Consider the following 25,462-nt stretch of genomic DNA (forward strand, 5'->3'; position numbering starts at 1 on the left):
CAATACACTGTGGGGTGGTTTGGTAATAACCCAGTCTGTTTTGCAATCTGAATCGGCCTGCTATTTCCGGATTCAACAGTAGGGACAAAACACCTCAAGGAGGGCAACTATGAAAATAAATGCTCGGAGTATTACCTCTTTTCTACGAACTGAACGCAGGTTTCCCATAGATAAACCAGTCCAAAATATGGCATTTTTTTCCGTCAAGCGATCGCAAGATTGGACTAAAGCTACTCATTTTTTTCGTCCCATAGTGGCATTTGTCGCTATTTTGCTCGTAGTCCTAATCTATGCAACCCCTAAAGCTTTGGCTTCAGACCACCAAGACACAACTTTTCTTGCCACTAAGCTGACTGCTGCGGATCTCACAGATTTGTATGTGTTTGAGAGTCCGACAGACCCCAACAATGCTGTCCTTATAATGGATTTCGACCCTCTGATCGTTTCTGGTGAACAAAGACCATTCGATCCAAATGTTCTTTATCAGTTCAAGATTGATAACACTGGCGACAGTATTGAAGATGTCGTACTCCAATTCAATATAAATAGCACACGCTTACAACAAATTGTTACAGTCCGCGGCCCAAGTCGTCCAATCATCCGAGGAACAGACTCAGCTTTGCTTCCAGTAAGTTTGACAGGGCAAGTCAACCAAACATTCTCCACATCTAACGGCATCAAGTTCTTTGTTGGCACACGCAAAGACCCGTTCTTCTTCGATCTAGAACAGTTCTTCAAAATTATCCCGGATCGGAACTATAGCCTTCAGCCTAAGCCCAGTCCTCCCTTGCAAGTTCTTTCTTTTAGACCAGCTGGACAAGCACAAGACACCCTAGCCCCATTCAATGTCCACTCAATTATTGTCGAGCTACCCAGGAAACTGCTTGGTAGTGGCAAGATTGGTGTTTGGATCACAACTAGTGTTAATACTCCTAGACTCAGAAATCGGAATTTGGCTCAGATTGAGCGGTTAGCAGTTCCAGCCCTGAATGAACTTTTTATGGACTTTCAGGCTCATAATAATAGTAATCTTCAGACACCAACCCAAGACGCTGGCAATCAATCCCAATTCATTCGAGCCTTTGTCAACGCGATCGGTAGACCTCAAGGCATAGCCGATGCAGTGATCTCAGTGGCGATTCCTGATGTTATTCAAGCTGACCTTTCCAAACCTAGCGGGAGTTATTTTGGTACTCAGTTAGGCAACAATTTTGGTGGTAGAAGACCAAAAGATGACGTAATTGATGTAACAGCATCTGTTGTCTTTGGTAATGCAGTTACAGGGATTACTACAGGCCAAATACCGGGGCTGACTACCGATAATGTTGGGCCTAATGATGCCAACTTTCTTCCTACGTTCCCTTATTTAGGTAATCCTTTGTAAGGTTTATGCATCTACGAATACTATGGGTGTTAGTGCTGACTAGCCTACTGGTTTTACTAAGACCCTGTGATACACAAGCGCTAAGTTTAGGCTACACCAATGGATTAGTAGACACATATTCCTCTACCATGCAACTGCTGACTGTTAATTATAGGCAGATATTACCAGTTCAGCAGTCAGATTTAGTCTTCCCGGATTATTTACAGCGATCGCACATTATCAACGTCTATGAGCAGAAAGTTGCTCAATCTCCCGATTCCTCAATATTTTTACGTCTGTTAGCCGATCAATACTTGAGACGCTTTCGAGAAATTGGAGATATAGACGATGTGTTACGAGCAGAACAAGCGGCACGTAGATCCTTGGCACTACAGCCGCGCCATAATGAGGTTTCTTCCATGCTCTTAGCATCAGCTTTACTATCTCAACACCAATTTCGATCAGCTTTAGAAGTATTAAATAATTCATCTGTTGATAATCCCAATATTATCTCGTTGAAGGCATCGATTCAGATGGAGTTGGGCGACTATGAAGCAACTCATCAACTATTGCAGAACCTTGCTGAGGAAGAATCGAACTCTGGTCATAACGCCGTTGTCGCCCGTTACTTAGAGTTAACTGGCAATCTAGCCTCAGCGCGGCAACTGCTAGATGAGGCTATGCAGGAGATGGACTCTTTCTACACGACGAGCGCCGAAACTCGTGCTTGGTTTCATGTGCGGACTGGGGATCTGGCTTTTGCAGCCGGGGATTTTGCCCTGTCTGAGCAGCGATATCGGGAGAGCTTTGACCTCTTCCCACGGCATCTAGCTGCGTTTACAGGACTGGCCCGCCTCTATGCGGCACAGCATCGCTGGCAGGATGTTCTAAATATCGCAAACCAGGGTATAGAACTGATGCCGTTGGTAGAAACGCTGGGGTATAAAGCTGATGCTCAACTAGCTCTTCTCGACCAAAAAGGCGCAGCTGAAACTGAGGATTTAATCGGAGTAGTAGCTTACCTGAGCAAGGTTAAAGGAATCTACGATCGCGCTTTGGCAGTCTACTACACCGAACATGGAATTCATTTAACAGAGGGGCTAGAGATTGCCCGTAGTGAAGTAGCAGTACGAGACGATGTATATGCAGAGGATACTTTGGCTTGGGCAGCTGCGGCTAATGGGCAATGGGAAGAAGCGCAAAGGGCAGCACAACGGGCAACTCGCTTTGGAACAGAAGATGCTTTGCTGCAATTCCATGCTGGCATGATTGCCTTTCACTTAGGTAATCGTGAGGAAGCAATAAAGCGATTAACTCAAGCTGTTAGCCTCAATCCTCAATTTCATCACAAGTATGCTGATGAAGCTCGTCAAGCAATTTTGGATTTGGGCGTGAGCGCTCAGTCGAAGTCCAAAATCTAAAATAACGCTGTATGGAGTTCTTTATGAAAAAACTACTACATTACTTGGCTTGGAATACTGCAATCATCGCAATATGTTTATTTTGGATGCTCCCGGCGGATGCCCATCCTTTAGGCAATTTCACCATCAATCACTACGCAGGAGTGCAGGTAGCAACCGATGGTGTAGGGATTGATTATGTTCTAGACATGGCAGAGATTCCTGCTTTTCAGGAAATTAATCACTTAGATACCAATCGCGATCGCAAAGCTGAACCTATAGAGACGGTTCAATACCCTAACCAAAAATGCCAGGAAGTCAACTCACACCTAGAACTGTTGATCAATAAACAGCCTTTAGCACTTTCTTTGATCAAATCAACAGTCGAATTTCCTCCAGGTGTCGGAGGATTATCTACACTGCGGCTGAGTTGTAACTTTCAGGGGACAACGGAGTTAGTAGGCGCGAATCAGTTAATCGAGTTTGAAGATCAGTTTTATCCACAGCGCTTGGGCTGGCGTGAGATGACTGTGGCTGCAAATGGCGTTCCTATTCAAGGTGATTTCACCTCTTTGAGTATTACCAACCGCTTGAGAGATTACCCCACTGAGTTACTTAGCAGTCCTCTCAACCAGCGTCGGATTGACTTTAAACTCAATCCGTCTCTGACATCGAGTCAACAAGCGCCTCCACCGTTTGTTAAATCATCCAGCCGTTTAGATAATGCTTTGACAGGAAGAAGCAACGATATCTTCACTAGCCTGATTACCCAAGAAAATCATAATTTCTTTACTATTCTAATAGCTCTAGCGATCGCCTTTTTATGGGGTGGTTTACACGCTCTGTCACCTGGTCATGGCAAAACGATAGTCGGTGCTTATTTGGTGGGTTCTCGCAGTAATGCCCAACACGCTCTATTCCTGGGGTTGATTATGACGATTACCCATACTGCTGGCATATTTGCTCTAGGGCTGGTCACTCTTGGCACATCCCAGTTTATTTTGACAGAGCAATTGTACCCTTGGTTAAGCGTACTCTCTGGTGTGCTGGTAACTGTAATTGGTCTGAATTTGTTTATCAGTCGATTGCAAGGTACTCAGGCTTCTCATTCACATGACCATGTACATAGTCATCAACACAGCCACGACTTGCATCATCACCAGACGCTCGATAGCGCAGCGTTAGCGAGTCCGCGAGCGTCTGACTCGCTAGCGCTTCGCTATCACCATGTACACCATGAGCATTCACATCTACCGCCTCACGGTGATCTAAGTTCCATGAAGTGGTCTAGCCTACTAGCGCTGGGAATTTCCGGCGGCTTGTTACCTTGTCCTTCAGCTTTGGTGGTATTGCTGAGTGCGATCGCAATGGGACGAGTTGGCTTTGGACTAGCGTTGGTATCTGCCTTTAGCTTAGGTCTAGCAGCCGTACTAACTGGAATCGGCTTAATGCTAGTCTACGCCAAAAACCGGTTTGAGCATTTGCCACTCCAGATACCCAGGATCAAGATGTTACCCGTAGCAAGTGCCTTATGTATTACTCTAATTGGCTTAGGTATTACTTCACAGGCTTTGCTCGCTCATCCCTGGAACTAGATGAAAGTGCAATCATACAAAACACTCACTTTTGTAAAAATAACCCTGAACAACTATATGTCACAAGCAATTAAAGAATCCATCGTCTCAGAAAACAATCTATCTCATCACTCAACCAAGTTTTCACAAATAGGCAAACTTAAGAGTTTGAGTGAGTGTTCATTTAATTTTTGGCAAAAATCGCTAAGACGTTCAATCCCTATTACCTCTGCTGCGATCGCTCTATCTGTAAGTGTTATTTTGCCATCTCAGGCATCCACCATTTCATACTCAGGTGATACAACAAATGCACCAACTTTTAACCGTCCTCTAACGGAAGGGTTTGAAGGTGGTACCAACCCACCCACATCACTTTCTAGTAATGGTACTGCCGTCCCTTATTACAGTCAACCTTTCTTAGTTGATACTACTGGCTCTTATGATGTTCTAGGTTCTCAAGCTTTCCTGGGCATCCAGTTCTTGTACCAAAACAGCTTCAACCCAACTACCCCATTAGTTAATTTACTCAGTGGGAATGATCCTTTTCCAGATGAAGGCACATCTGGTTTTAGTGGCTTGAGCTTAACTGCTAATAATCAATACTTTTTAGTCACTACTGGATTTGACAATAGCAATAACAGTTTTGGTACTTTTACCAATACCATTACTGGCCCTGGCAATATTACACTTCTCCCCGAACCTTCTTCACTTGCCAGCACAGTAATCTTTGGGATTTTTGGAAGCAGCTTAATACTAAAGCGCAAACTGAAAAAGCTAAAATCTGTTAATTAACTACTCCATATTCATTACTTATTTAACGGGCGATCGCCCATTATAGGTTGGATATCAACTCCTAAAACTGGCGCTAGCTAAGGATAGTTGCAGATTGTCTTACTAGTTGTATGTGATGATTATGCCAGAAAATCTTATTTTGAGGAAAATATGAAACGATTTATCTTCATTTCTTTAATAACTGCTTTGTGCATAATAGGCTACTTTGAAATTAGCTTGTCACAGGCTGAAAAACTTTTTTGGCTCAATCTGAGTCTTTGATACCAATTCTATGTAGGGCTACGCTTTATTCACGTAGAAGCAATTCATGAATTGCTTCTACGGCGTGTATTTTTTTTGCATAAGTTCTATAGGCGCATCTAGAACTAGCCCTTTCAAGGTGAACGTTTGTACTATGAAAGAAATGATGCTTTAAGCCAATTTTGGTATTTTGGCTTAGAGGATGTTTGAAAAGTCTACGCTTGTATCTAGATCCCCCCTAGCCCACGCCAGTCGCTCCACTTGGGGAGACCCCATCGCGCAGCGTCTCGTAGAGAAGACCGCGCTGGCTCCCCTTAAAAAGGGGGGAATAACGTTCTCAAAGTCCTCCAATTTATCGGAGGATTTAGGAGGATCTAAAGTTTTGGATACCTCAGTCACCACTTTTCTAACAACCTCTTAGGCGATCGCTTAATTTACAATCCAAAAATTTGGAATTTAATGCATAAATTCTTTGTTCAATTCCAGCCGATGCTTGAAATGCCGTAAGAACTTTGATAGTACATCTGCTCAGATTGAAAGGGCTAGTTTTAGCATCTTTAAAAAGAAATGGTATGACATCCTGCTATGCAAGTTTATATAGACTAAAGAATTGTAGAATTAATTCAACATCAAGCATTCTGTAGGATAATCAGTGAATTTCTCTTTGCCATAAAATATCTGCAACTCTCGTCATACCGACTTTGAGATGGCGGCGATAGGTACTGAAAGGCAAATTTAGTAATTCAGCTGCTTGTTCTTGAGTGGAGGCGGGATTTAAATAAGTTCGATAAATAGCGCGGTAGAGTTTTTCATCACGTGGTGATGATTGTAAAGATTCAACTGCTTGTTTCACCAGATTTTGTAAAGTGTTAACGCGTTGGCTTTGCCCGCAGCAGCCATTGCGTAGCATGTCCTTGGGACTCTCGCTTATATTTGCTTTTCTAACAATTTGTTCTACCACACTTCGCGATAGCACTTCCTGTACGCTTCGCGATCGCACTAATGGATTATTCTCCAATGCGTCAGGACGATTAAAGTTACGTAATACATTTTGTACCGCCTCTACAAATTCTGGCTGACTGAGAACTAACAGAGGTTCACTAACTGGAGCATTATCTACAGATTCTCCAACAGTTCCCACCTCTTTTCGTGCCAAAATTTCCTTCCATGCATCAGGTGACACAATTCGCCAGTCATGTCCATAAACACCATAGTGTCTTCCCCCGACTGTAAAATCAGCTTCAGGAAGTCGCGTCAAGTCAAAGTAGTTTAGCATTGCTGCCCAATTATCCGCTTGAGCACAAGGTAGAAAAGTGTATGCTAACCCCGACGTTTTCTGGAAATACTGCACAAAATTAATGAAAATCAAGCTTTGGGTAGGGGAAACAGCTTGATAGGTGTCCCGCGCCATCCAGAAGCGAAAGATAGTTGCTCCTTCGCTAGGGCGTCGTAATGGTGCATTAGTTTGGAGATATTCCCAAGATGCAAGAGCGCCGGGATCTGCACTCAAGTCTTCTGGTGTTGCTGCGTGTAATGCCACCATCATCGCAAATCCTCCAGGTTCGGCGTGTGAGTCGCGAAATACTATTACATTCTGGGGTTGACGCTGCAACCAGTGTGCTGCTATTTTTACTGATTCTTCACCTTCGTATTCTGCCACCATCCCCAGAATTGCAGTTTTATCAGTTTCCCGTAATGAGTCAGTAACTAAATTACTATGCTCACCCCACGTGAAACTGGGTCGAATCGCCGGATTATCTCGATGCAAGAAAATATAATCAAGTAGCACTCGATGCTTTTCTTGCCCCTGAGTTTGTCCTAGTCGTTTAGTATAGTATTGACGCGCTTGGTGGTGTAGTTTATTGTAAAATTCGCCATTACGCCAACGCAAGTCAGCAATTAAAACTTCTCGTGCTAAATCGTGGGGAAATAAACCCAGTTGCCCTGATTCCATAAACGAAAGTCCGCGCAACCACTCAAATAAATCATGGATATCGAGTATTTCCCCCAAGGAGTGAACCTCATCAACCAAAGTATTTTCAGGTACAGCTAATATTTGATTTAGTGCTGCTTCGGTAGTCAGCCGTACTACCGCACAAGCTTCTAAAGCCATACGCTGTGAGGGCGTTGGTACTTCCTTGACGAATCTTTCCAATAGTATCTTGACAACATTGGGGGCAGATTCTGCTTGAAAAGAGATTTCTTTTGTCTGAGCAAACACCTCAGCAACCAAAGACAATGCTAGAGGATGTCCGTGGGTAAAATCTAGAATCGCTTGGTGTTGGCTGGTGGGAATATCTCGTGTGATCAGATAAGTTTGGCTTTCTTCTGGAGAGAGGTTGCGTAGAGGCAAGGTGTGCATCAAAGCTTGCCAACCTGGATCGCTGCACCAAGAGGATGAGGGGGGATTGCGTCCGGCAATAACAATTAAGGTGTCAACAGACAGGTGAGGTAAAAATACTTCCCGCAACCATTCATCTAACTGGGTAATAGCTTCATAGGTATCAATTAAAATTACATTACGTTCAAGTCTTTGGGCTAGCACATGCATAGGAGAATCGGATTCATTCAATCCCATCAACGATCGCAACGTGTTCAGAAAAGATTCTGGTACAGCTTCTACATTACGTGCTTCTACGTAGAGACATGGTATCTGGTGCTGTTCAGAAAATCGCAGAAACTGATGCATGAGAGTTGTTTTGCCCACACCACCGGGGCCAAAGACGTGCAAAATGTGAAAAGGTAATTCTCTTGATGCGATCGCATCAAGAAATAGCTCCAGTTCCCGCCCACGTCCCACGAATTTGCGATTTCGTTCTGCACTTAGTCGCTGTAATAGAGATGTCATTGGCATCCCTTCCTTAAATTTTACGTAGGATTACTGTTTTAAAGTATGAAGGATGTTTTTGATTTATAAAATCTTCTTTGACAAAATTTATATTTAGATCCCAGATTTCGGACTTTCTTTTATATTATGCAAAGTAGTATGTTAATTCTGGATGAAGCGGCAATTTGTTTAAGTATTTATGCTCAAGATAACTGATGTGCTTGCGATCGCATCTGGATTAGGAGAAATCAGGCATACGTAATTTATGCTGGTTAAATTTCAAGAGAGTTAGAAGGGGGCGATCGCGCAATTAAGCTGATCACCACTCTTCTTCTGAAACCTTGATAAATAAGGTGCTTTGAGTAAGTCAGAAAGTTACCAGAACTTAATTTTTTCTTAACTCAAGCTAATTTTCCTTATTTTGAAAAACACCCTCTAAGAATCATGAACAGCTAACGGCAACAGCAAGCGACTAACTACCCGATTATCTGGTAATTGATAAAAATTCAACTCTCCTCCTAGTTCTTGCATGAGGTTTTGGCAGATTAGCAGATGTAAACCTGGTGGTTGGTCGAGGTTGGAGGTAGCAAGCAGATCCTTGGGTGTATTTTGGTGCAGTTCTGTGAGTAGCTGTGGTTCGATCGCACCATTATATGTAATTGACAATTCTAGCGATGTCTGATGTTCATTTCCCGCACTTGTAGAAGAATGCTTTGCATCTACGTTTTTAGACGCATCTAAACGGCGACACCAAATATCAATTCTGCTGCCGGTTTGAGAACGGTTACAGGCAGTAACCAATAATTCATGGATAACTAATTCAATTTTGACAATATCACCAGCGATCGCCATTGCAGATTGAGCGCTGGAGGTAGGAACGCCTCTGACTAATGAAGAATTCTTCGGCGATTCTTGCTCGTCAATGTGTTGTCCCAAACCATGTACACCAATCCACAGCTTATGTTGTTTAAGTAAATTTTCGATCCGTTCGAGCGATCGCTTCAGTAAACTGGCTATGGGCATAGTTTCCCAACTGATATGTAGCTGCCAGTTCTCAAGTTTTAGCATTCCACTCATGGAGGTGGCTGTATGATCTAACTGCCGCAGCAATAGCTGATAGCGCATCTGAGTCAGTTCATTAGCAGGAATGCCCAAATCATGGATTTGTTTAAGGGAGTGCGCCGTTATTCTTTGAATTTCCTCTAGGCGACGGTGTTTGTACCAGTTGAGTTGTCGTAAGTCCTCGTTTGTGGATTCTAGAAGTCGGGTAATTTGCTTTTCACGACGCCACCAGGCTAATAGAGAAATCAGGGTTGCGATCGCACTGAGGTTTTGTTCTGACCAGCGACGCTCTTGATGGTCTACTAACAACACTACACCAGTGGTTTCATAATCAGCATTGGTACGTAATGCCATCACCAAAATTTGACTTTTGTCTGGAACATTCAACCATTTTCGGGTTTCCGGGGGTAAATTATCCACCTTCAAAGTCAGGTAACTCTCTGTGGCCAGTGCCCACTGAATTAAGGCTTCAGTCTGGATAGAAATAAATGCATCAGAAAAAATCCTAAATTGGCTATTGTCAATCACTCCAGGGATAATTTCTGCCCAACTTTCACCGGGCGACCAGGATAGTATTACTGCTAGGGGACAACTCAAAATTGATGCTATTTGTTCGAGTGCTGTACGTTCTAAATGCTTTTTTTCGACCTGAATGCGGTTCTGGGATTGTGTCAGGATGCGTAAGCATTGCTCAAATACCTGGGAAGTTTTTTGCTGCTGGGTGGTGCGGTTATGTAATTGCCACTGACGAACAATGACACCAATCTGTTGACTGACGACCCACAGCAATTCCTTTTCCAGAGTTGTCCAAGAACGATGAGTTTCATGAGTGATCACCAAAAGCGCTACTGGTATATGCTCGTGAGTGCATTTACAAACAAGTAGCGATCGCACACCATTTTCTAGTAAAAAGGGACGCCAGTTAAAAAAGCGTAAATCTTCATCTAAGTTCTCAATTTCCACCGCTTGAGTTGAACCTTGCAAAAGCTGCCCATCTAATTCTTTGAGAGCATGAAGGGTAAATGTCAACGGTCGGCGATTATGGGGCTGACTTTGGTAAATAAATTGATAATTCTTCTGCTCAGGATCATACTGCAACAGCAAAAAGCGGGTGGCACCTAATCTAGCTAAAACTCTTTTAGCACAACTATGTAAAGTTTCCTGAAGGTCATGTTCGCTATAGATACCTTGAGCAACTTGGCTAGTCAGTTGAGCATCCTCTTGAATCTGTTTGATAGTGCTTTCCATGCTTTCGGTAGGTACAACTAGGGAAATTAAACCAGCAACACCCTGAACGAAATTTCTGTCTGTGTCCGTCCAGATGCGAGGTTCATTGCTTTCCACCGCCAGAAAACCGACTAAGTTCTTTTGCCAGATGATTGGAGCTGCCAGGAGCGATCGCACCTTTAAGCGTTCCAGCAATTTTGCTGTAAAATGGCTTTTTAAAGAACTGCGGGCATCACCAATAGAGACAATTTGGTTAACTGCCAAAGCATAATAAAAGTCGCTCAAATCCTGTACAGTCATTCCCGCTGCTTGCTGAGTGCTGGAATTGCGATCGATTTTGACCAGCTGATTGCTCATCCGACACCAAAAGTAGCGCCCTTCCCGCTCAAACCAGTAAACATTTGTCCGGTTGGGAGAGACAAATTTATGAGTTGCTTGCACCGCTGCTTCAAGTCTTTGATTTATGTTACTGAGGGTGCGTAAATTTTCTACCAATTCTAATAATGGCTCCTCGGTTCGCCTGGTTTGCTTTTGCTGCTTATGCATCTCATTTTGATAAAGCACTGCCCCCAGTTCACCTAAAACCATCATCAAACGTGCTTTTGTTTCTCCTGTCAGTAGATAGCCCCAGCGTTCTGAACCCAATAACAGCAAGCCCAAGCAACGGTCTTTATACCGAATTGGTAAAATAATCGTTCCTTGGATGTGGAATTTTTCGGCAATTTTGTGCCATTCGGGAGCGCGAATTTCAGTTTGCAAATCAGCTACGCCCAAGGGATGCTGTTCAATTACTACTTGCTCTAATAAATCCCCAGGACTGAGAACAACCCTTTGTCGTAAAAAGCTCACGTCATTGTCAGGTGTAACGCCCCCTTTGCCGAATAATATGTGATTCAGGCGATCGTAAAGAGCAATCCAAATTAATCTGTAGTCAAACTGTTCTTTGAGATAAGAAATAGTAGTTTCAATCAGAACGTCAACATCATCTTCTTCTCTGAGACTCTGGAGGACTCGCCCCAATGAGAGGATCTGCTGTTCGGCGGCTATAGGTTTTTGCGGCTGCCCCATCTGATTTATTAGTTTACATAGCTTGTAATATATAAGATGCCCAGAAAAGCATCCTGACTAATATGGCCACAGGTGTTTGCTGAAAGTTATAAGTAACGGGTTCGTTGAAGTTAGATTATGGAGTGCTAGAAAAATGGGCGAAACTTCGTCTGATGCTCTAGAGGAGCAGCGACAAGTCTCAGAGGAAAAGCGAGAGTCTGCTGAAGATTCCAGGCTTTTAGAAGAGAAGGATCGAGAGTCTGCTGAAGATGTCAGGCTCTCACAAGAGGAACAGCGACAGCTTGCTGAAGAAATGAGAAATTCTGCCGAAGAAATGCGGCAGCTTGCTGAAGAAATGAGAAATTCTGCCGCATTTCTTCGGCAGATTGCTGAACAAGTGTGGCTGACTAAAGAAGAACTCCGACAAGCTAAAGAGGAACTCCGACAAGCTAAAGAAGAACTCCGACAAGCTAAAGAGTAGGCGCGGCAGTCTAGCGAATTCGCGTAGTGTTAAGGGGGGTTATTGACTCTCATCCGATCTAGCTGAGTTACTTCCTGTTCTACCTGAACTGTAATCATCCTGTTTTTGCTTCTGTGCAAGGTTTTGAGCAATACTCATTACCCACTCGTACAAAATTCTGGTGTGAATTATGACTGCTGAATTCTGAGTTATTCTTTATAAAAGCTAATGGATATTTATCAACTTGCGATTCGTCCGCTTTTGTTCAATCTGGTAAAAACCGATTCAGAGTGGTTACACCAGCAGACAATTCGCAGTTTTAGCTGGCTATCGCAAAGAAATATTAGCCCCCCTGCTAATTGGGTAAACCGCCACCTACAAAAATCCCTGTGCCTGTACGATTCACGCCTAGAACAAAATTTGTTTGGGCTAAACTTCCCAAATCCTGTAGGGTTAGCAGCTGGCTTCGACAAGGATGGAGTCGCTGCTGGCATTTGGTCTAACCTGGGTTTTGGCTTTGCAGAACTAGGAACTATAACTTTTCACGCACAGCCAGGAAATCCGCGTCCCCGTTTATTTCGCCTACCGTTAGATAAAGCTGCTCTGAATCGGATGGGTTTTAATAACAGTGGTGCAGCAGTCATGGCAGCACGTTTGTCACAAGAAAAGCATGAGTTAACCCGATCAATACCCATAGGGATAAATTTGGGTAAATCTAAGGTAACTCCCCTAGAAGCAGCCGCAGAGGATTATCTCGATAGTTTTCGTTTACTCAAGGATTTGGGAGACTATTTTGTTGTTAATGTCTCTTCTCCGAATACACCAGGGTTGCGATCGCTCCAAGATGCTTCTATGCTCAGTGCCATCTTAGAATTATTGCAACAAGAAAATACTACACAAAAACCGATTTTTGTCAAGATAGCGCCAGATTTAGATTGGGTTGCGATCGCTGACATTATTTGTTTAGCTAAAACCTACCAACTGGCGGGAATTATCGCCACTAACACCACCATCCGCCGTGATCGACTGAAAACCCAGGTAATTGACCAAACTGGCAAATCACCCCAGGATGAAGCTGGCGGAATTAGTGGTGAACCATTGCGCGATCGCTCCACTGAGGTAATTCGTTTTATTTGGCAGCAAACTCAAGGACAAATTCCGATTATTGGCGTTGGTGGCATCTTTTCTGCTGAAGATGCTTGGGAAAAAATTACTGCTGGTGCTAGCTTAATTCAGGTTTATACAGGCTGGATTTACGAAGGGCCACTGATGGTACGCCGAATTCTAGCAGGTTTACTTTCCAAGTTAGAACAAAGCGGATTAAATTCCATCAACGATGCTGTGGGCTTAGAATTCAAAAATCAAAAGTAATTAATATTTTTGAATTATCATCCTTCTTCCAGTGGGAAAAACTCTTTAGTTTTTTCCGAGTATGACCAGGCAATACTATCAGGGTCTTTGCTGCGACTCCACTCAGGAAACTCTGGATCATTTCGCCGTTTATAAACCGTACTGGAATAGACATTTAGCCGTTTGGCAAGTTCAGATTGAATCAGAGAGCCAAAAACTAACTGTTTTTCCAGCGATCGTTTAGCTGACTCATGTGTTTGCTGTGGGAGTAATTCGGTTTCTGGTTCTTCCTCCTGTGGTGGTGGTGCTAAAAGCGATCGCGCAGTTTTAGTAACTGGTTGAGCAGTAAGTTGTTTAACAGGCTCACTACTGTCAAGAATATTGCCGAGAATGCTGGCAGTTATAAAGTAATAAGACTGCCCTGCCTCTTCGGAGTTCACTATACTCGCACCAAATTCCGAGGCTTTACCATCCAAATAGCGTTTTGCCGTTGTTCCAGGAAAATTGCCCTTAATTGCCAAGTCCATTGGCGTAAGTCTGCCCTGATTTTCGCGAACCAACTGATGAAAAATTGGGTTAACTCGCACAGTCCACTGTTGCCATTGATATTCCTGCCAAAGCTTGAAGCCAATTACCAGCACAATTACTGCCAGTAAAATTCTCCAAGTGGTAACTAGGAAAATAATCAAAAACGAGATGGGCAAAAGTAGAACGAGAAAAGTCTTACCGTTACCTTCTATGGGTTTCTCACTCATGCCGATTTTTGCCAAGTGAATTTTAATAAATAATATTATCTATCTTGGCAAAAATTCGGGCACTTTTTTGTATCTTTTGGCAAAGTTGCGGCAAATTTTTCGGCAAAACCTTTACTCAGCAAGTGTTATACCCTTATCACCCTTCTGCTTATCTAATATTGGTCTGCGATGCCTACGGCGGTAAACTACGCGCAAAAGTTTTTGACCAGAGAAAATAAAAGGGTTTTGACGAGTGCGATCGTAATACATCTTAGATAATATCCCCCCGAAATTCTGATCAGCGGCTTGCTTCTACCGCTCCAACTTCTCTTTAAAAAGCAATAATTCGCGCATTAGCTTGCCAGACCCTTGACAACACATAATACATATACTACATTAGTAATACAAGTCAACTTTCACTAGGAAGTTAGCTTTCACCAGTAGCGGATAGCTCAAATGACAGAGTGCCCACCTTGCCCGGAAGGGCCGACGTATCGAGGGTTATCGTATATAACTAAAACACCCTCGATCAAACTTCTGGAGGTGTAGGTAAAAATCCTACTTCGCTACAGAAAATTGAGTGCTGAGTTTTGAATTTATATGTGGTGGGTAGCTCAGTGGATAGAGCGCCTAAATATCCTTATTCACACCTTGCCTGAAAAGGCCGACGAATTGAGGGTTATCGCCTGCCAAGCGGGAGGTCGCGGGTACCCTACGGGAAGCAAGCTACAATTCCCGCTCCACTACACCAATTAATTTTAGATTGAATTTAAAATCTAAAATCCAAAATCCAAAATTTCATGTGGCGGGTAGCTCAGAGGTAGAGCGCTAAACATCCTTGTTCACCCCTTGCCTGAAAAGGCCGACGAATTAGGGTTATCGATTAGGGTTCGAGAGGTCGCAGGTTCAAGTCCTGCTCCGCCACCCAAAACTTAATTTTGAATTGTCATCTGGTGGGTAGCTCAATCTGGTAGAGCAATGAACGGGTTAATTCCCATAGTCCTTAGTTCACAAACTTGCCTGCAAAGGCCGACGACTCGAGGGTTATCGTTAATTCATCGGTTGCAGGTTCAAATCCTGTTCCACCAGAGTAAATTTTGTGTTTTTAATTTTCATGTGGCAGGTAGCTCAGTTTGGTAGAGCGCCGAAAAACATCCTTATTCACACCTTGCCTGAAAAGGCCGACGAATTAGGGTTATCGCCTGTTAAGCCGGATGTCGCGGGTTCAAATCCTGCTCTGCCACCTTTCATTTTTGCCCGCAAGGGCCGGGAGATGAAGCGATGAATTACAATTTTTTCACTAAAAAGAAAACAACTACACCCCAAAATCAACCTATCCCCGGACGACAAGCAGAAATGGTTCAGGGGCGTTCCGGCGGTTGGATGTTCAACGCTGGTATTTGGAAGATGCTGCGCCGTTGTTTGTTGGTTGGCACAGCAAAAAGCACTTACTACGCTGGGAAACAGGAATTAACTGAGGATTTTGTGACAGTTGTAAGACTTGCTGTTGCCGAAAATCCCAGCAGTGTAGCAGAAGAAATTCTCTATGCTAGCGATGGACGCGCCATCAATAACAGTGCGCCTATCTTGGCTTTGGTGTTGCTATCGATGGGTGAAGCACCGCAAGCAAAACAGGCATTTGGTGAAATCTTCCCGCAAGTTGTCCGCACTGGTAGCCACTTCTACGAATGGTTGAACTACACCAAATCTCTGCGGGGATTTGGCAAAGTAGTGCGGGAAGCTGGTAAAACTTGGCTCTCACGGGAAGATGTCAAGGGTTTAGCTTATCAACTGTTGAAATATCAACAGCGTCAAGGCTTCTCCCACCGGGATGCATTGCGGTTGTTTCATGTCAAACCGCCTACAGAAAATCACCGTCAACTATTTGAGTGGGTAGTTAGAAGCTGGGAAGAATTGCCAGCAGATATCCCCTCAGAGGCGTTAGCGCAGATTTGGTGGTATGAGTGGCTGAAGCGAAATCCCACCCAAACCCATGAAGCTATTTCCCAAGGACGCCTAACCCACGAAATGGCTGCACCTGTGGGCAAAATGGATAAGCAAGCTTGGCAGCTGCTATTTCAGGAAATGCCAATAGGTGCAATGCTGCGTAACTTGGGTTCTTTAACTGAACTGGGTGTGTTGCGAGCTGATGAAAGTGCCAACTTGCTGCGAGTGGAAGCAGTTCTTAACAACAAGGAACATCTGCGTAAAGGTCGCATCCATCCAATTGATGTTTTGAAAGCACTCAAAACTTATAAAGCTGGTGGAACATTAGGACGCAGTAAGAAAACTTGGAACCCAGTTCCCCGGATTGTGGACATCTTAGAAAAAGCGGTTGAACTGTCTTTTGATGTTGTGCAACCCACAGGTAAAGTGTTCATGCACGCCGTGGACATTTCTAGTTCTATGGGTAGTTTGGTTGCAGATATGGGACTGAGTTGTTGTGAAATTGCCACTACAATGGCACTGGTGACAGCAAAAGCAGAGAAAAACTACATGATTCGCGGCTTTTCTACCGAATTCCGGGAATTAGGTATTACCGCCAAAGATAGTTTTAGTTCTGCGGTTCGCAAAGCTAGCAATCAAAACTTCGGTGGAACGGATGCATCGGTAGCTTACGACTGGATGATCAAGAATAAGTTCAAGGCAGATGTAGTCTGCTTTTGGACTGACTCGGAAAGCTGGGCAGGAAATAAGCATCCAAGTCAAGCGCTGAAGGAGTACCGCAAAAAGGTAAATCCCAACGTCAAGGCGGTGTATGTCACCTTGACACCTTACCAGATTACTTTGGTAGATCCTGAAGATTCGCTGTCTTGGGATTTGGCAGGGTTCGACCCAGGTACGCCTCGGATCATCCAGATGCTGGCTACGGGTGAATTGTAGATATTGCTGAAGGGTAAAGGACGAAATACTTTATCCTTCATACTTCATGGCGGGTTATCCTTGTTCGCAACTTGCCTTTCGGGGCCGGAGAATTTAGGGTTATCGGTTACGTCTCCACCATTTTGGGGATTAGCGGGTTCAATCCCCGCACCCGCCTTTGTTTGATTTTTTGCTTACGCAAAGAAGAAGGCGATTTAATTTTTGAATGGTCGTTTTTCTATTTCAGCGATGGGAAGAAGTAGGGTGTCTTCGATGTGCGTAGGCGCAGCCCGTCGTAGACATCGCAATTTTTTAGAAGCACAACACAAAAATTTGATCGCTCATCAATTATTCAACTACCGAATGATTAACGAACACAAGCTCCAAGTCCTATACGATCGCACAGCATTGAGAGTCCTAGAGAAAGTATCAATAGTAAATTACAGCTAATTAACTTAATTGCTAATATTTCCAAAAAAGTAAAGTTGAATCCTACAAATAGCTGAGTACCTAACTGTAAAAAAAGCAGGCTGAAAATACCATTAATACAAAAAATCCCCAGACTATATTTTGATCAGATTTTTATGATTATTCTTAGAGGTAAATAAATTTGATTCTCTTCAATAGAAGAAAAACATATAAACATAACTATTGCACTCAAGATACAAGAAAACATTGCATATTCAAAAGGAATAACCTGTCCTTGAGTAACCGCTTGCAAATAATTATATTCTGCAATCATAATCAAGCTCGTAGATAAAAGTAAAACTATTTTTAATATTACAGGTATATAATTAGATCCTTTTAAAATGATAAATCTTTTAGCCTCTAGTAAAAATTTACGGAATTTTATAGTAAAACTTTGCTATTTGACGAGCAGTTTTTTCCCACTTTTGATTACCTGTTACAGATGCCCAGTAAGCAAAAGCACGTATTACAGACCTTTGATCTATACTTTTAACTTTGCCCGACCTTGCTATTTCTTGTCCAGCAGTACGGGTATTGCCTTCATTAATAATTTTTCCAGAGGGTAAAATTCTTGTTTGCTCCCATAATAACGACTTCTCTATCATCATTTTTACTTTTGGTGTTAGAGAATCTTCAGGGAAATATGTCACCCACCGTTGAGCATACAACACACCGACCATTTGGTAACTGCTATCGTAACCACCTTTTTCTGGGTTAACACCGTCTGAACGTTGTAGAGATAAACCATCCTGAATAGAGTTACGAGCGTAGTTGATCAATTCTTGATCATTGGTTAGTTTGCCGGTAAGTCCTAAAGCAGTGGCAACTAGGTAGCGGCGATGAGTGTAATGGCTGTTCTGTTTGATTCCTTTTTCCCAGATATTTGGCAAAATCATCCACCGTGCAGCACGATGCACCAAAGGTTTATATTTTGCTACTTGATAGGCATACTGTTTTGAGTGTGGAGATTGTTGTATTACCAAAAGTGCATGGGCAACTGCTTCTACAAAGAAAGAGGTACTATGAAAGCGATCACCTGTTAAGAAGAAACTGCCATCATTGGCTTGGTGAGCAAATCCCCAGTCAAACATTTTGAATCCTGCTTGAATAGCTTGAGGATCATTTTTTACTAACCCACCAATGATTAATTCTTCGCCATTTCGCTGACCCTCTATATACCACTGCTTTACTTGTTTCCTTTCCCATCTGGCGTTTATACCATTAGCACCACTAGATGATATGAATCTGTATAAACTAGGCAGTTTTTCATAAAGAACATTGGCAATCAAATCAGTTGATTCATGCTCAAAATCTGTTTTTGAAGAAAGTTGGATGGGAGTTTGTTTATTTTCCCTTACCAACAGATGCATTCCAGCATCTACAGTACTGCTGTTATGAGTCGGAGCAGTACTGTAGACGCTCTGTGTTACCATCTGCGATAAAAATAAGATTGAGAACCCAGATGCTAGATATCCCATTGTGAACAAACAACTTATTTTAGCCACACATATCACCATCGAATTTACTGTTTTAGCTAGGTACACTAGAGGCTAAACGGTCAATAGAGCTTAGTACAATAATATATATCTTCATCTGGCATCAAGCCAAATTTTTGAATATTATCAATCCCCAACTCTTGCGGGTAACTATCAACTTTTACTGTAAATCCAGCTTTTTCAAGCTTCTCTTTATAGTCACGCCCATACATTCTCATATGATCATGATGACCAAATAGCCGTTCTCTTTCTTCAGGTGATAAATCACTTGTCCCTTCCAGCGTCTTCTCTAGCTTAGGATCAAGCGGAACATGTAAAATTGCCCAACCACCGGGTTTTAAAACTCTGCATAATTCCGACATAGCTTGCCAATCGTTAGGAATGTGTTCTATAACATGGCTACACAAAATTACATCAAAGACATTATCTGGATATTGAATATCTGTAATATCCATCTGCACCATTGCTTCATTTGGTTGTAAATCAGCACTGAGGTAACTAATATTAGGCAGACTAGATATAGATTTTTTGAGCAGATACTCTGGTGCAACATGAAGTAATTCGAGCTTTTGCGAAAGCAAATTTGTTTTGTTCTTAAGATAAAGCCACAATAAACGATGCCTTTCTAAAGATAAACATCTAGGGCATATAGCATTAGGTCGCTTCTGAGCGCCAAAAGGTAGAAATTCCCGAAACTTTCTTTCACAGCAAGGGCAGAAAACTTTGTCGCCAGCATACCAGAGTGAGCGGATATAAAGATAGGGAGTCCCTAGCTTAAAAAAGAAAGAACGTTTTTTGAGAATGTATGGATATATCTTCAGAAAAATAGAGCGGTTCATAAATATTTACCATCAAATGTAGTTTGTCATGAATTTTCAACGAGCAGGATTTTACGGCTCATCTGCTTGCTTAATTTGCTGGAATCCAGCAGAATCCAACAGCAGGATTACTCCTCCTGGTAAGGCTAAAAGCCAACTTAGCATTGTCATAGTTACAGATAACAAAAGAGCTTGTTCTCCAGTTAGACCAATTCGATTGAACAGGTAAATCCATAACCCTTCTTTTACACCTAGACCTCCTAGAGATATAGGAATTAGGGTAATTACCGCTATGATTGGAATAAAAACTAAAAGCTCCAGGTAGGAAATAGGAATTTTTAGTTGTTGAGCTATGAGATAGTGGTAATAAACTATAGCAAGCATTAATAAAAAAGAAAGAGAAATTGACATACCTAAAGCTTGGCGATGTTGAGCAAATTGCCTTAAGAGAATTTGGATTTTGGCAAAACGGACTGCTAAATTTTGCAAATTTAGTTTTTTTAGCCAAGGTTCTGCTATTTTTAATAATTGCGGACTAGCAATTAAAAGCACTCCACCAACTAAAGCAATAACGCAACCAAAAAACAGTAAAATAATATCCCAACGTCCCACTACTCTCACCGCAGGAGGTAAACCTAATATAGCTAAAGCAGATAAAGCAAAAAGCCCTGTAAACCTTTCTAGAAATACAGATACAAGTGCAGCTTCAGAATCTTTCGTTTCTTTTGTCACTCTGTAGATACGATAGACATCTCCACCAAAAGAACCAGGGAGAAATATATTAAGAAACATCCCAGCAAAATAACTGCTGAGGAGACTAATCATCGATACTGAATGTCCAGTAGAATGGAGTATAACTAGCCATCGCCAACAACTCAACCATTGACAGCCTGTGTAATAAATTAGAGCAAAAGCAATAAATGGTAAAGATAATGTCTGAAACTGTTTCCAGGTTTGAGCAATATCTATATGAGTAAATATTAGGACTATAAGTCCTATACTGATAACAGTCTTTAAAATTACTATTGGTTTAATTTTCACTATAGTCTCCTCATATATACGAGTGTTAGTAAGCCCCTAAATCTTTGCCTTTGTTAGGTATACGGTTTGGTAATCCATCCTCTGGTTGCCATAGTCGTAGACGATTACCAAAACTATCGATAACTGGTTTACCCAAAATTTGAATATATTGCCGTAGGTCAAAGTTAGCTCTGGGATTTCTAACATCATCTATATTAATCCAAAGGTGTTTATCTTTATCAAGAATGCGATTTAACTGATCTAAATTATTAACTATTACTCCCCCTCCCCAACGATCTATTAATCTACCATCATGCCAATAAACTGAATCAAAATTTTCCCCTTCCCAAACCGGAAAGAGGTAATAGTCTAGCTTTCCCAAACTAACCGAAGATAAAGGTGAAAGAACTATATCTCCTGATTGTCTATGAACGCGGATGTAATCAAATACTTGAGAGTTACGTCGAAGCAATGCTTCTTGATAACTATCTATCACTCTTGTAAATTGAAGATTACTGACGAGCAATAATAAAAGAAGACCAAGAGTAATTTCTTTTAAATATAGACATCTATCTAATGTAGACAACATAATATTACTGAAACTATTTATTAAAGAAATTGCACTATAAATAGATAGTAAAATGAATAAGGGATAAACACCGTAAACATAACGTTCGGCTAAATTATAAGTTAAAATACTTATTAAAAATATATTTGAAATAATACTGATAAATAAAAATATCATTTTTCTATCTTTACGTTTGATAAAGTAGATAAATCCAGCAAAGAAAAACAAGCTGTAAATGGTATGTATCCTATCAGGGCCAATAAAGAAGTTAGCTAATAAATTTGTGACATCATAAAAATGTAGCCTTAGATAAGAGGCTGTAGCATCAGATAAGGCTGCTAAAGGAGTCAAAAGACGTATGGCAGAAAAAACTAGGTTGTAAAAGCAAATTATTAAAGTTATTATGCTACTCAAGATAATCTGCCAATCATGTACTAAACTAAAGGGGCGATAAAAGTACAAAAAACCTATTAAAAATACTGGTATAATTGTTAAATTTATTTCCTGACTCAACAAGCTGAGAGTTAAAGATATGAAAAAAATATATTGATAATGTCTTCCTGATTTATCAATAAAACCTTTGAAGAATGACCAAAAGCTGAGAATAGTTAAAAATTGTAGAAGTTGATAAAACCGAATAAATCTAGAATACCAAAGCTGCCAAGGGTCTACAGCTAAAACTGCTATTACTAATAAGGCAATCCATGCTTTTCCAGTTAGTTTGTAAGCAAAAAGATAGACTAGAACTAAAGTAGCTGTACCCCAAAGTACAGATAGCAGGCGAGCATTAATAATAGAATCTCCCACTACTCGTAACCAAACAGCTAGTAGGTAGTGATAGAAAGCCCCGCGAGTGTACCAAATACCAGAAGTAGGTATGGGTGCGCCTGTACGGAGAATACCTCTAGTGGCATCTAGGGAAGTATTTTCATCGGCATCCAAGTCGATAAAACCGAGGTTATAAACCCTTAGCCCAAACCCTACACTGACAATTAAGATGAGAAATATCCACTCACCCCAAATAGGTGATTTCTGCTGTAGAGCATTAAATTTATCTTGTAATACAGGGATTGGTAATTGTCCCCGTCTTCGCATCCAAACAAAAATGTAGGCAATAATCGCTGCTACAATCGCTAAACTAAAGACAAGAAAGACATTTCCACCCCATGCCAAGCTGAAACTAACACAAGCTACTAAACCCAGCGAGAACCAAATAAAAGATAGAGGTAATTTACTAATCTTTCTCTTTACACGAATGAAAACTAATGTCAATAAAATTATGACTGTAAACCCAAACAATATTACGTAGTTACTGTTTGATTGGGCAAATAATAATCCAACTTCTGCTTCTGCAAAGCGGTGTTTGAGTAAACCAATAGCAGCTAAAAATAAAGTGCTTGGTGAGAGAATTGCAGATCCTGCAACCAAGTTTTCCCACCACCGATTTCCATATCCCAGCCATAAACCTAAAAGTGAAGCATAAATTACCGCAAAGACAACTCCGCCTATTAACCAAAGGCTCTGACGCCATAAGTAATTAGGGTAATTGAGCAAATAGGCATTACCTTCAAAATTACGCTGGAAATTTTCCGGTTTCGGTAAAGCTAAAAGACTTACAGGTTTCTCTTCACCTGCACCTTCTGTCCATCTAGATACAGGTTTATTTAACGATGTCCATGTATTACCAGTAGCAATTACCCCAATAATTTTGCCTGTTTCTGCTTCTGCCCACCCATCTAAAAAGAAGTTAAGAATACTATTAGGGTTCAGAGGGTTAATCCCTGTCAATGCTGTATTTAATGGGCTAATTAAACTCACAGCTAATGTATTATTTCCGGGTCGGAGAAATTTTGTGACTTCTAAAAGATGCAATTGGTTGCCGTTCTCAGTTATGTAATTATTAATAAGATTGCCGTTCAGCAATAGTGAATATGCACCTTGCCCAGCAAATCTGATATAAGCACGAGAAATTCGCTCTGTTGGTATTTGCCATATACCTCTGAGCCATACTTGCCCTTGAGAACTTTGATTTCCTGCAATCCAATTTCCCTGTAGACGACGGTCAAACAAATTTTTGCTTAAGCGACTGTAAGTAGTTTCTCGAAGCGAACCTAGTACTTTAGCTTCTGACCAATTTTCATCTGAGAAATCTCGGTCAAACCATTGAAGAGATTGACGAGTTTCTGACAGATTAAAAACGCGCCAAGTAGTTTCTCCCGTTGACAAACTAATAGGTGTAGGATCATCTGTAGGATAAACAGACCCCTCAACAACTACACGAGGATTAGTTTTTCCTTTTTGAATTTCTAACGCAACAACATTTTTACCTGGGCGCAAATAACGAGTTAGGTCTACATAAGCTGTTAATTTCCAGTCATTGGAACTAGCCAGTAAATAATTGAGTGATGTTCTAGTATTGTAGCGATTACTATCATTAATATCTTGAAAAGGTAGTCTTAGCCCTGCACCTAAACCACGAGAGCTATTGGTAACATTGTTCTCTCTTGCTATCTGCTTTCCATTAACATATAAAGTAAAATCATTATCAGCGCTTATTCGTAGCCAGCCGGCTGTTGCATTATCAGGTAAATTAAAGGTGTGACGGGCATAAAAACGGTAAGTAGGCGTTTGAGGGGCAATCCATTGGGCTTGTTGTGACCAATCTACGTGTTCTACAGGAGTAGGGATTCTCTCCCAAATAGAAAACATCAAACTTCCTAACAATAATCCTAAAGCTAATATCAGCCCTAATGGCAACCAACGTTGTGAACGTTCCATTATTTTTTCTCTACTCCTGAGTCATTCCAAGCCTTGGTGTCAACTGATTGACGATATCTTTCCCAGGTTTTATTAATATCACCGTTGTTATATTCAGCCCAAGTTAGATGGACATAGGCTTGTCCCATTAAACCAATCCCTGGTTCTTGAAAGTACTTCTGCCCATCTATGACTTGTTTAGCAACTTCAGCCGATTTATGAAATTCGCCATTTACAACCCTGGCTAACATCAGGTCATATAAAGCCTCAACATGACCCGGAAATATGCTGAATGCTTTTTCAAAAATATCTGCTGCTGTGCCAGCATTCCTAGTATTAGGCTCGTTAAAATAATTAATACCTCGATTTAGAATTGCTGCCACCAAATACCCTCTTACCAAAAAGCGGTTAGGTTGACTATGTAAAGATTTTTCAAAATAGTTCTCTGCTTCTACAAAATTACTATCTTTATAATTTTCTAGACCCTGAATGAAATTAAGCAATCCTGGCTCGGCTGTACCTGTATATAACTCTGCCCTTGCAAGCCGCTCTAAAAATTCTTCATCTCCCTGGAAAGGTGGATACAATCTTGTTAAAACTTGGCTGGTGTTTACTACTTGAGAATATTCACCTTTAGCAAACTGCACATTTAATTGATAATTTATAATATTAAAACAAATATGAGAACCTAAAATAATAGAAAATAATAATCCGCTCACAGGTACTAATATTTTCATCTCTTTCATAAAGGTATTGAGTCCCTGTTGTTCTAATGCTAAATAAAGACCCATTAGGCAAATTAACAGTCCAATGAGGCTGAAGCCCCAACCTTTACCAATACCAGTAAAAAAACTATTTTTATAGCCAAATCCTTCAAGGATAACTTTATCCCATGATGGCAGTTGAAAGAATCGGCTATCCTCAATTTTCATCCCAAAAGTAGAAGCAGGAGCATCTGGATTATCCAAGACTATATTCTGTTTCCATTGAGCTTGAACTTCTGAAAAATTTTTATCTACATGAGATGATACTTTTTCTCCCCGGTTATAGTATTCTGCTGCAATAAAAGACACAGCAGGCGACCAAGTTGTGATGAAATAAGGAAAAAGTAATATTGGTATTAATGCACCCCAAAAAACTAAGCGTGGAGCTTGTCGAATATGAAATACAAAAGTGTAAGTAAAACCTGCGATCGCACACAAAGCTAATGGCACTCTCACAGCATTTGCCCAAAATAGATTTATACCAAATGCTTCTAGGGTTTCTGGAGGTAAACGATACCAAGAAAAGATGGCTCCTAGTAGTAGTAATATAGAGCCAATTAACAGAGTAATCTTTTCTCGATTAAACCAATTGGCAAAGGCAAAAAATCTGTTAGTCCAATAACTTTGATTCAT

The 25,462-nt window shown here is 41.4% G+C and carries 16 protein-coding genes and 4 tRNA genes; 12 read left to right on the top strand and 8 right to left on the bottom strand.

What is annotated here, in order from left to right; translation table 11 throughout:
- Window positions 1–109 precede the first annotated feature (109 nt).
- The 4 genes from V7K62_RS28625 to V7K62_RS28640 are packed head-to-tail and all read left to right on the top strand — an operon-like array spanning window position 110 to window position 5,129.
- Entirely contained in the window at window positions 110–1,384 is a 1,275-nt protein-coding gene (locus V7K62_RS28625) for a DUF4331 domain-containing protein (protein ID WP_334870187.1), read from the top strand.
- A gap of 5 nt (window positions 1,385–1,389) precedes the next feature.
- Window positions 1,390–2,784 (top strand): tetratricopeptide repeat protein, encoded by a 1,395-nt coding sequence (locus V7K62_RS28630; protein ID WP_334870189.1) that lies wholly within the window; start codon window positions 1,390–1,392, stop codon window positions 2,782–2,784.
- A 23-nt stretch (window positions 2,785–2,807) separates the two neighbouring features.
- Window positions 2,808–4,358, top strand: a complete 1,551-nt coding sequence (locus V7K62_RS28635; protein ID WP_334870191.1) for a nickel/cobalt transporter — start codon at window positions 2,808–2,810, stop codon at window positions 4,356–4,358.
- 57 nt (window positions 4,359–4,415) lie between these two features.
- Window positions 4,416–5,129 carry a hypothetical protein gene (locus V7K62_RS28640; RefSeq protein WP_334870193.1) on the top strand — a complete coding sequence of 238 codons (714 nt, stop codon included), beginning with the start codon at window positions 4,416–4,418 and terminating at the stop codon, window positions 5,127–5,129.
- A gap of 889 nt (window positions 5,130–6,018) precedes the next feature.
- Here the strand turns inward: V7K62_RS28640 and V7K62_RS28645 are convergent.
- A complete protein-coding gene (locus V7K62_RS28645) occupies window positions 6,019–8,217 on the bottom strand; it encodes an ATP-binding protein (protein WP_334870195.1) in 2,199 nt (732 codons plus the stop codon).
- A 414-nt stretch (window positions 8,218–8,631) separates the two neighbouring features.
- On the bottom strand, window positions 8,632–11,553 hold the full coding sequence (locus V7K62_RS28650; protein WP_334870197.1) for a GAF domain-containing protein: 2,922 nt from the start codon (window positions 11,551–11,553) through the stop codon (window positions 8,632–8,634).
- A gap of 133 nt (window positions 11,554–11,686) precedes the next feature.
- On the opposite strand from V7K62_RS28650, the gene V7K62_RS28655 reads away from it, so the two are divergent.
- Entirely contained in the window at window positions 11,687–12,013 is a 327-nt protein-coding gene (locus V7K62_RS28655) for a hypothetical protein (protein ID WP_334870199.1), read from the top strand.
- A 207-nt stretch (window positions 12,014–12,220) separates the two neighbouring features.
- Entirely contained in the window at window positions 12,221–13,363 is a 1,143-nt protein-coding gene (locus V7K62_RS28660) for a quinone-dependent dihydroorotate dehydrogenase (protein ID WP_334870201.1), read from the top strand.
- A 17-nt stretch (window positions 13,364–13,380) separates the two neighbouring features.
- On the opposite strand, the gene V7K62_RS28665 is transcribed toward V7K62_RS28660, so the two are convergent.
- Window positions 13,381–14,097 carry a hypothetical protein gene (locus tag V7K62_RS28665; protein ID WP_334870202.1) on the bottom strand — a complete coding sequence of 239 codons (717 nt, stop codon included), beginning with the start codon at window positions 14,095–14,097 and terminating at the stop codon, window positions 13,381–13,383.
- A gap of 581 nt (window positions 14,098–14,678) precedes the next feature.
- Between V7K62_RS28665 and V7K62_RS28670 the strand changes: the two genes are divergently transcribed.
- The 6 genes from V7K62_RS28670 to V7K62_RS28695 all read left to right on the top strand — a co-directional run bounded on the left by V7K62_RS28670 (window position 14,679) and on the right by V7K62_RS28695 (window position 17,388).
- Window positions 14,679–14,827, top strand: a tRNA-OTHER gene (locus V7K62_RS28670).
- 52 nt (window positions 14,828–14,879) lie between these two features.
- Window positions 14,880–15,004, top strand: a tRNA-OTHER gene (locus V7K62_RS28675).
- Between the two features lie 23 nt (window positions 15,005–15,027).
- Window positions 15,028–15,165: transfer RNA gene (locus tag V7K62_RS28680), tRNA-OTHER, on the top strand.
- Between the two features lie 28 nt (window positions 15,166–15,193).
- Window positions 15,194–15,320, top strand: a tRNA-OTHER gene (locus V7K62_RS28685).
- Window positions 15,321–15,357: 37 nt separating this feature from the next.
- A complete protein-coding gene (locus tag V7K62_RS28690; RefSeq protein WP_334870204.1) occupies window positions 15,358–16,959 on the top strand; it encodes a TROVE domain-containing protein in 1,602 nt (533 codons plus the stop codon).
- A 243-nt stretch (window positions 16,960–17,202) separates the two neighbouring features.
- Window positions 17,203–17,388 (top strand): hypothetical protein, encoded by a 186-nt coding sequence (locus V7K62_RS28695; protein WP_334870206.1) that lies wholly within the window; start codon window positions 17,203–17,205, stop codon window positions 17,386–17,388.
- Window positions 17,389–17,777: 389 nt separating this feature from the next.
- On the opposite strand, the gene V7K62_RS28700 is transcribed toward V7K62_RS28695, so the two are convergent.
- The 5 genes from V7K62_RS28700 to V7K62_RS28720 all read right to left on the bottom strand — a co-directional run bounded on the left by V7K62_RS28700 (window position 17,778) and on the right by V7K62_RS28720 (window position 25,462).
- Window positions 17,778–18,839 (bottom strand): hypothetical protein, encoded by a 1,062-nt coding sequence (locus V7K62_RS28700; protein ID WP_334870209.1) that lies wholly within the window; start codon window positions 18,837–18,839, stop codon window positions 17,778–17,780.
- Between the two features lie 125 nt (window positions 18,840–18,964).
- Complete coding sequence (locus V7K62_RS28705) at window positions 18,965–19,741, bottom strand: class I SAM-dependent methyltransferase (protein WP_334870211.1); 777 nt, start codon at window positions 19,739–19,741, stop codon at window positions 18,965–18,967.
- A 51-nt stretch (window positions 19,742–19,792) separates the two neighbouring features.
- Complete coding sequence (locus tag V7K62_RS28710) at window positions 19,793–20,761, bottom strand: lysylphosphatidylglycerol synthase transmembrane domain-containing protein (RefSeq protein WP_334870213.1); 969 nt, start codon at window positions 20,759–20,761, stop codon at window positions 19,793–19,795.
- A 25-nt stretch (window positions 20,762–20,786) separates the two neighbouring features.
- Complete coding sequence (locus V7K62_RS28715) at window positions 20,787–24,086, bottom strand: glycosyltransferase family 39 protein (protein ID WP_334870215.1); 3,300 nt, start codon at window positions 24,084–24,086, stop codon at window positions 20,787–20,789.
- Window positions 24,086–25,462 carry a tetratricopeptide repeat protein gene (locus tag V7K62_RS28720; protein WP_334870217.1) on the bottom strand — a complete coding sequence of 459 codons (1,377 nt, stop codon included), beginning with the start codon at window positions 25,460–25,462 and terminating at the stop codon, window positions 24,086–24,088. The genes V7K62_RS28715 and V7K62_RS28720 overlap by 1 nt, the downstream gene beginning before the upstream one ends.

Source organism: Nostoc sp. (assembly GCF_036917935.1).
In the GTDB taxonomy this organism is placed as follows: Bacteria; Cyanobacteriota; Cyanobacteriia; order Cyanobacteriales; family Nostocaceae; genus Nostoc.

Bases quoted from the DNA above. Each gene is read 5' to 3' on its own strand.
- V7K62_RS28640 (WP_334870193.1), top strand. From the start codon at position 4,416: ATGTCACAAGCAATTAAAGAATCCATCGTCTCAGAAAACAATCTATCT.
- V7K62_RS28630 (WP_334870189.1), top strand. From the start codon at position 1,390: ATGCATCTACGAATACTATGGGTGTTAGTGCTGACTAGCCTACTGGTT.
- V7K62_RS28705 (WP_334870211.1), bottom strand. From the start codon at position 19,741: ATGAACCGCTCTATTTTTCTGAAGATATATCCATACATTCTCAAAAAA.
- V7K62_RS28660 (WP_334870201.1), top strand. From the start codon at position 12,221: ATGGATATTTATCAACTTGCGATTCGTCCGCTTTTGTTCAATCTGGTA.
- V7K62_RS28650 (WP_334870197.1), bottom strand. From the start codon at position 11,553: ATGGGGCAGCCGCAAAAACCTATAGCCGCCGAACAGCAGATCCTCTCA.
- V7K62_RS28625 (WP_334870187.1), top strand. From the start codon at position 110: ATGAAAATAAATGCTCGGAGTATTACCTCTTTTCTACGAACTGAACGC.
- V7K62_RS28700 (WP_334870209.1), bottom strand. From the start codon at position 18,839: ATGGTAACACAGAGCGTCTACAGTACTGCTCCGACTCATAACAGCAGT.
- V7K62_RS28720 (WP_334870217.1), bottom strand. From the start codon at position 25,462: ATGAATCAAAGTTATTGGACTAACAGATTTTTTGCCTTTGCCAATTGG.
- V7K62_RS28690 (WP_334870204.1), top strand. From the start codon at position 15,358: ATGAATTACAATTTTTTCACTAAAAAGAAAACAACTACACCCCAAAAT.
- V7K62_RS28665 (WP_334870202.1), bottom strand. From the start codon at position 14,097: ATGAGTGAGAAACCCATAGAAGGTAACGGTAAGACTTTTCTCGTTCTA.
- V7K62_RS28715 (WP_334870215.1), bottom strand. From the start codon at position 24,086: ATGGAACGTTCACAACGTTGGTTGCCATTAGGGCTGATATTAGCTTTA.
- V7K62_RS28645 (WP_334870195.1), bottom strand. From the start codon at position 8,217: ATGACATCTCTATTACAGCGACTAAGTGCAGAACGAAATCGCAAATTC.
- V7K62_RS28635 (WP_334870191.1), top strand. From the start codon at position 2,808: ATGAAAAAACTACTACATTACTTGGCTTGGAATACTGCAATCATCGCA.
- V7K62_RS28655 (WP_334870199.1), top strand. From the start codon at position 11,687: ATGGGCGAAACTTCGTCTGATGCTCTAGAGGAGCAGCGACAAGTCTCA.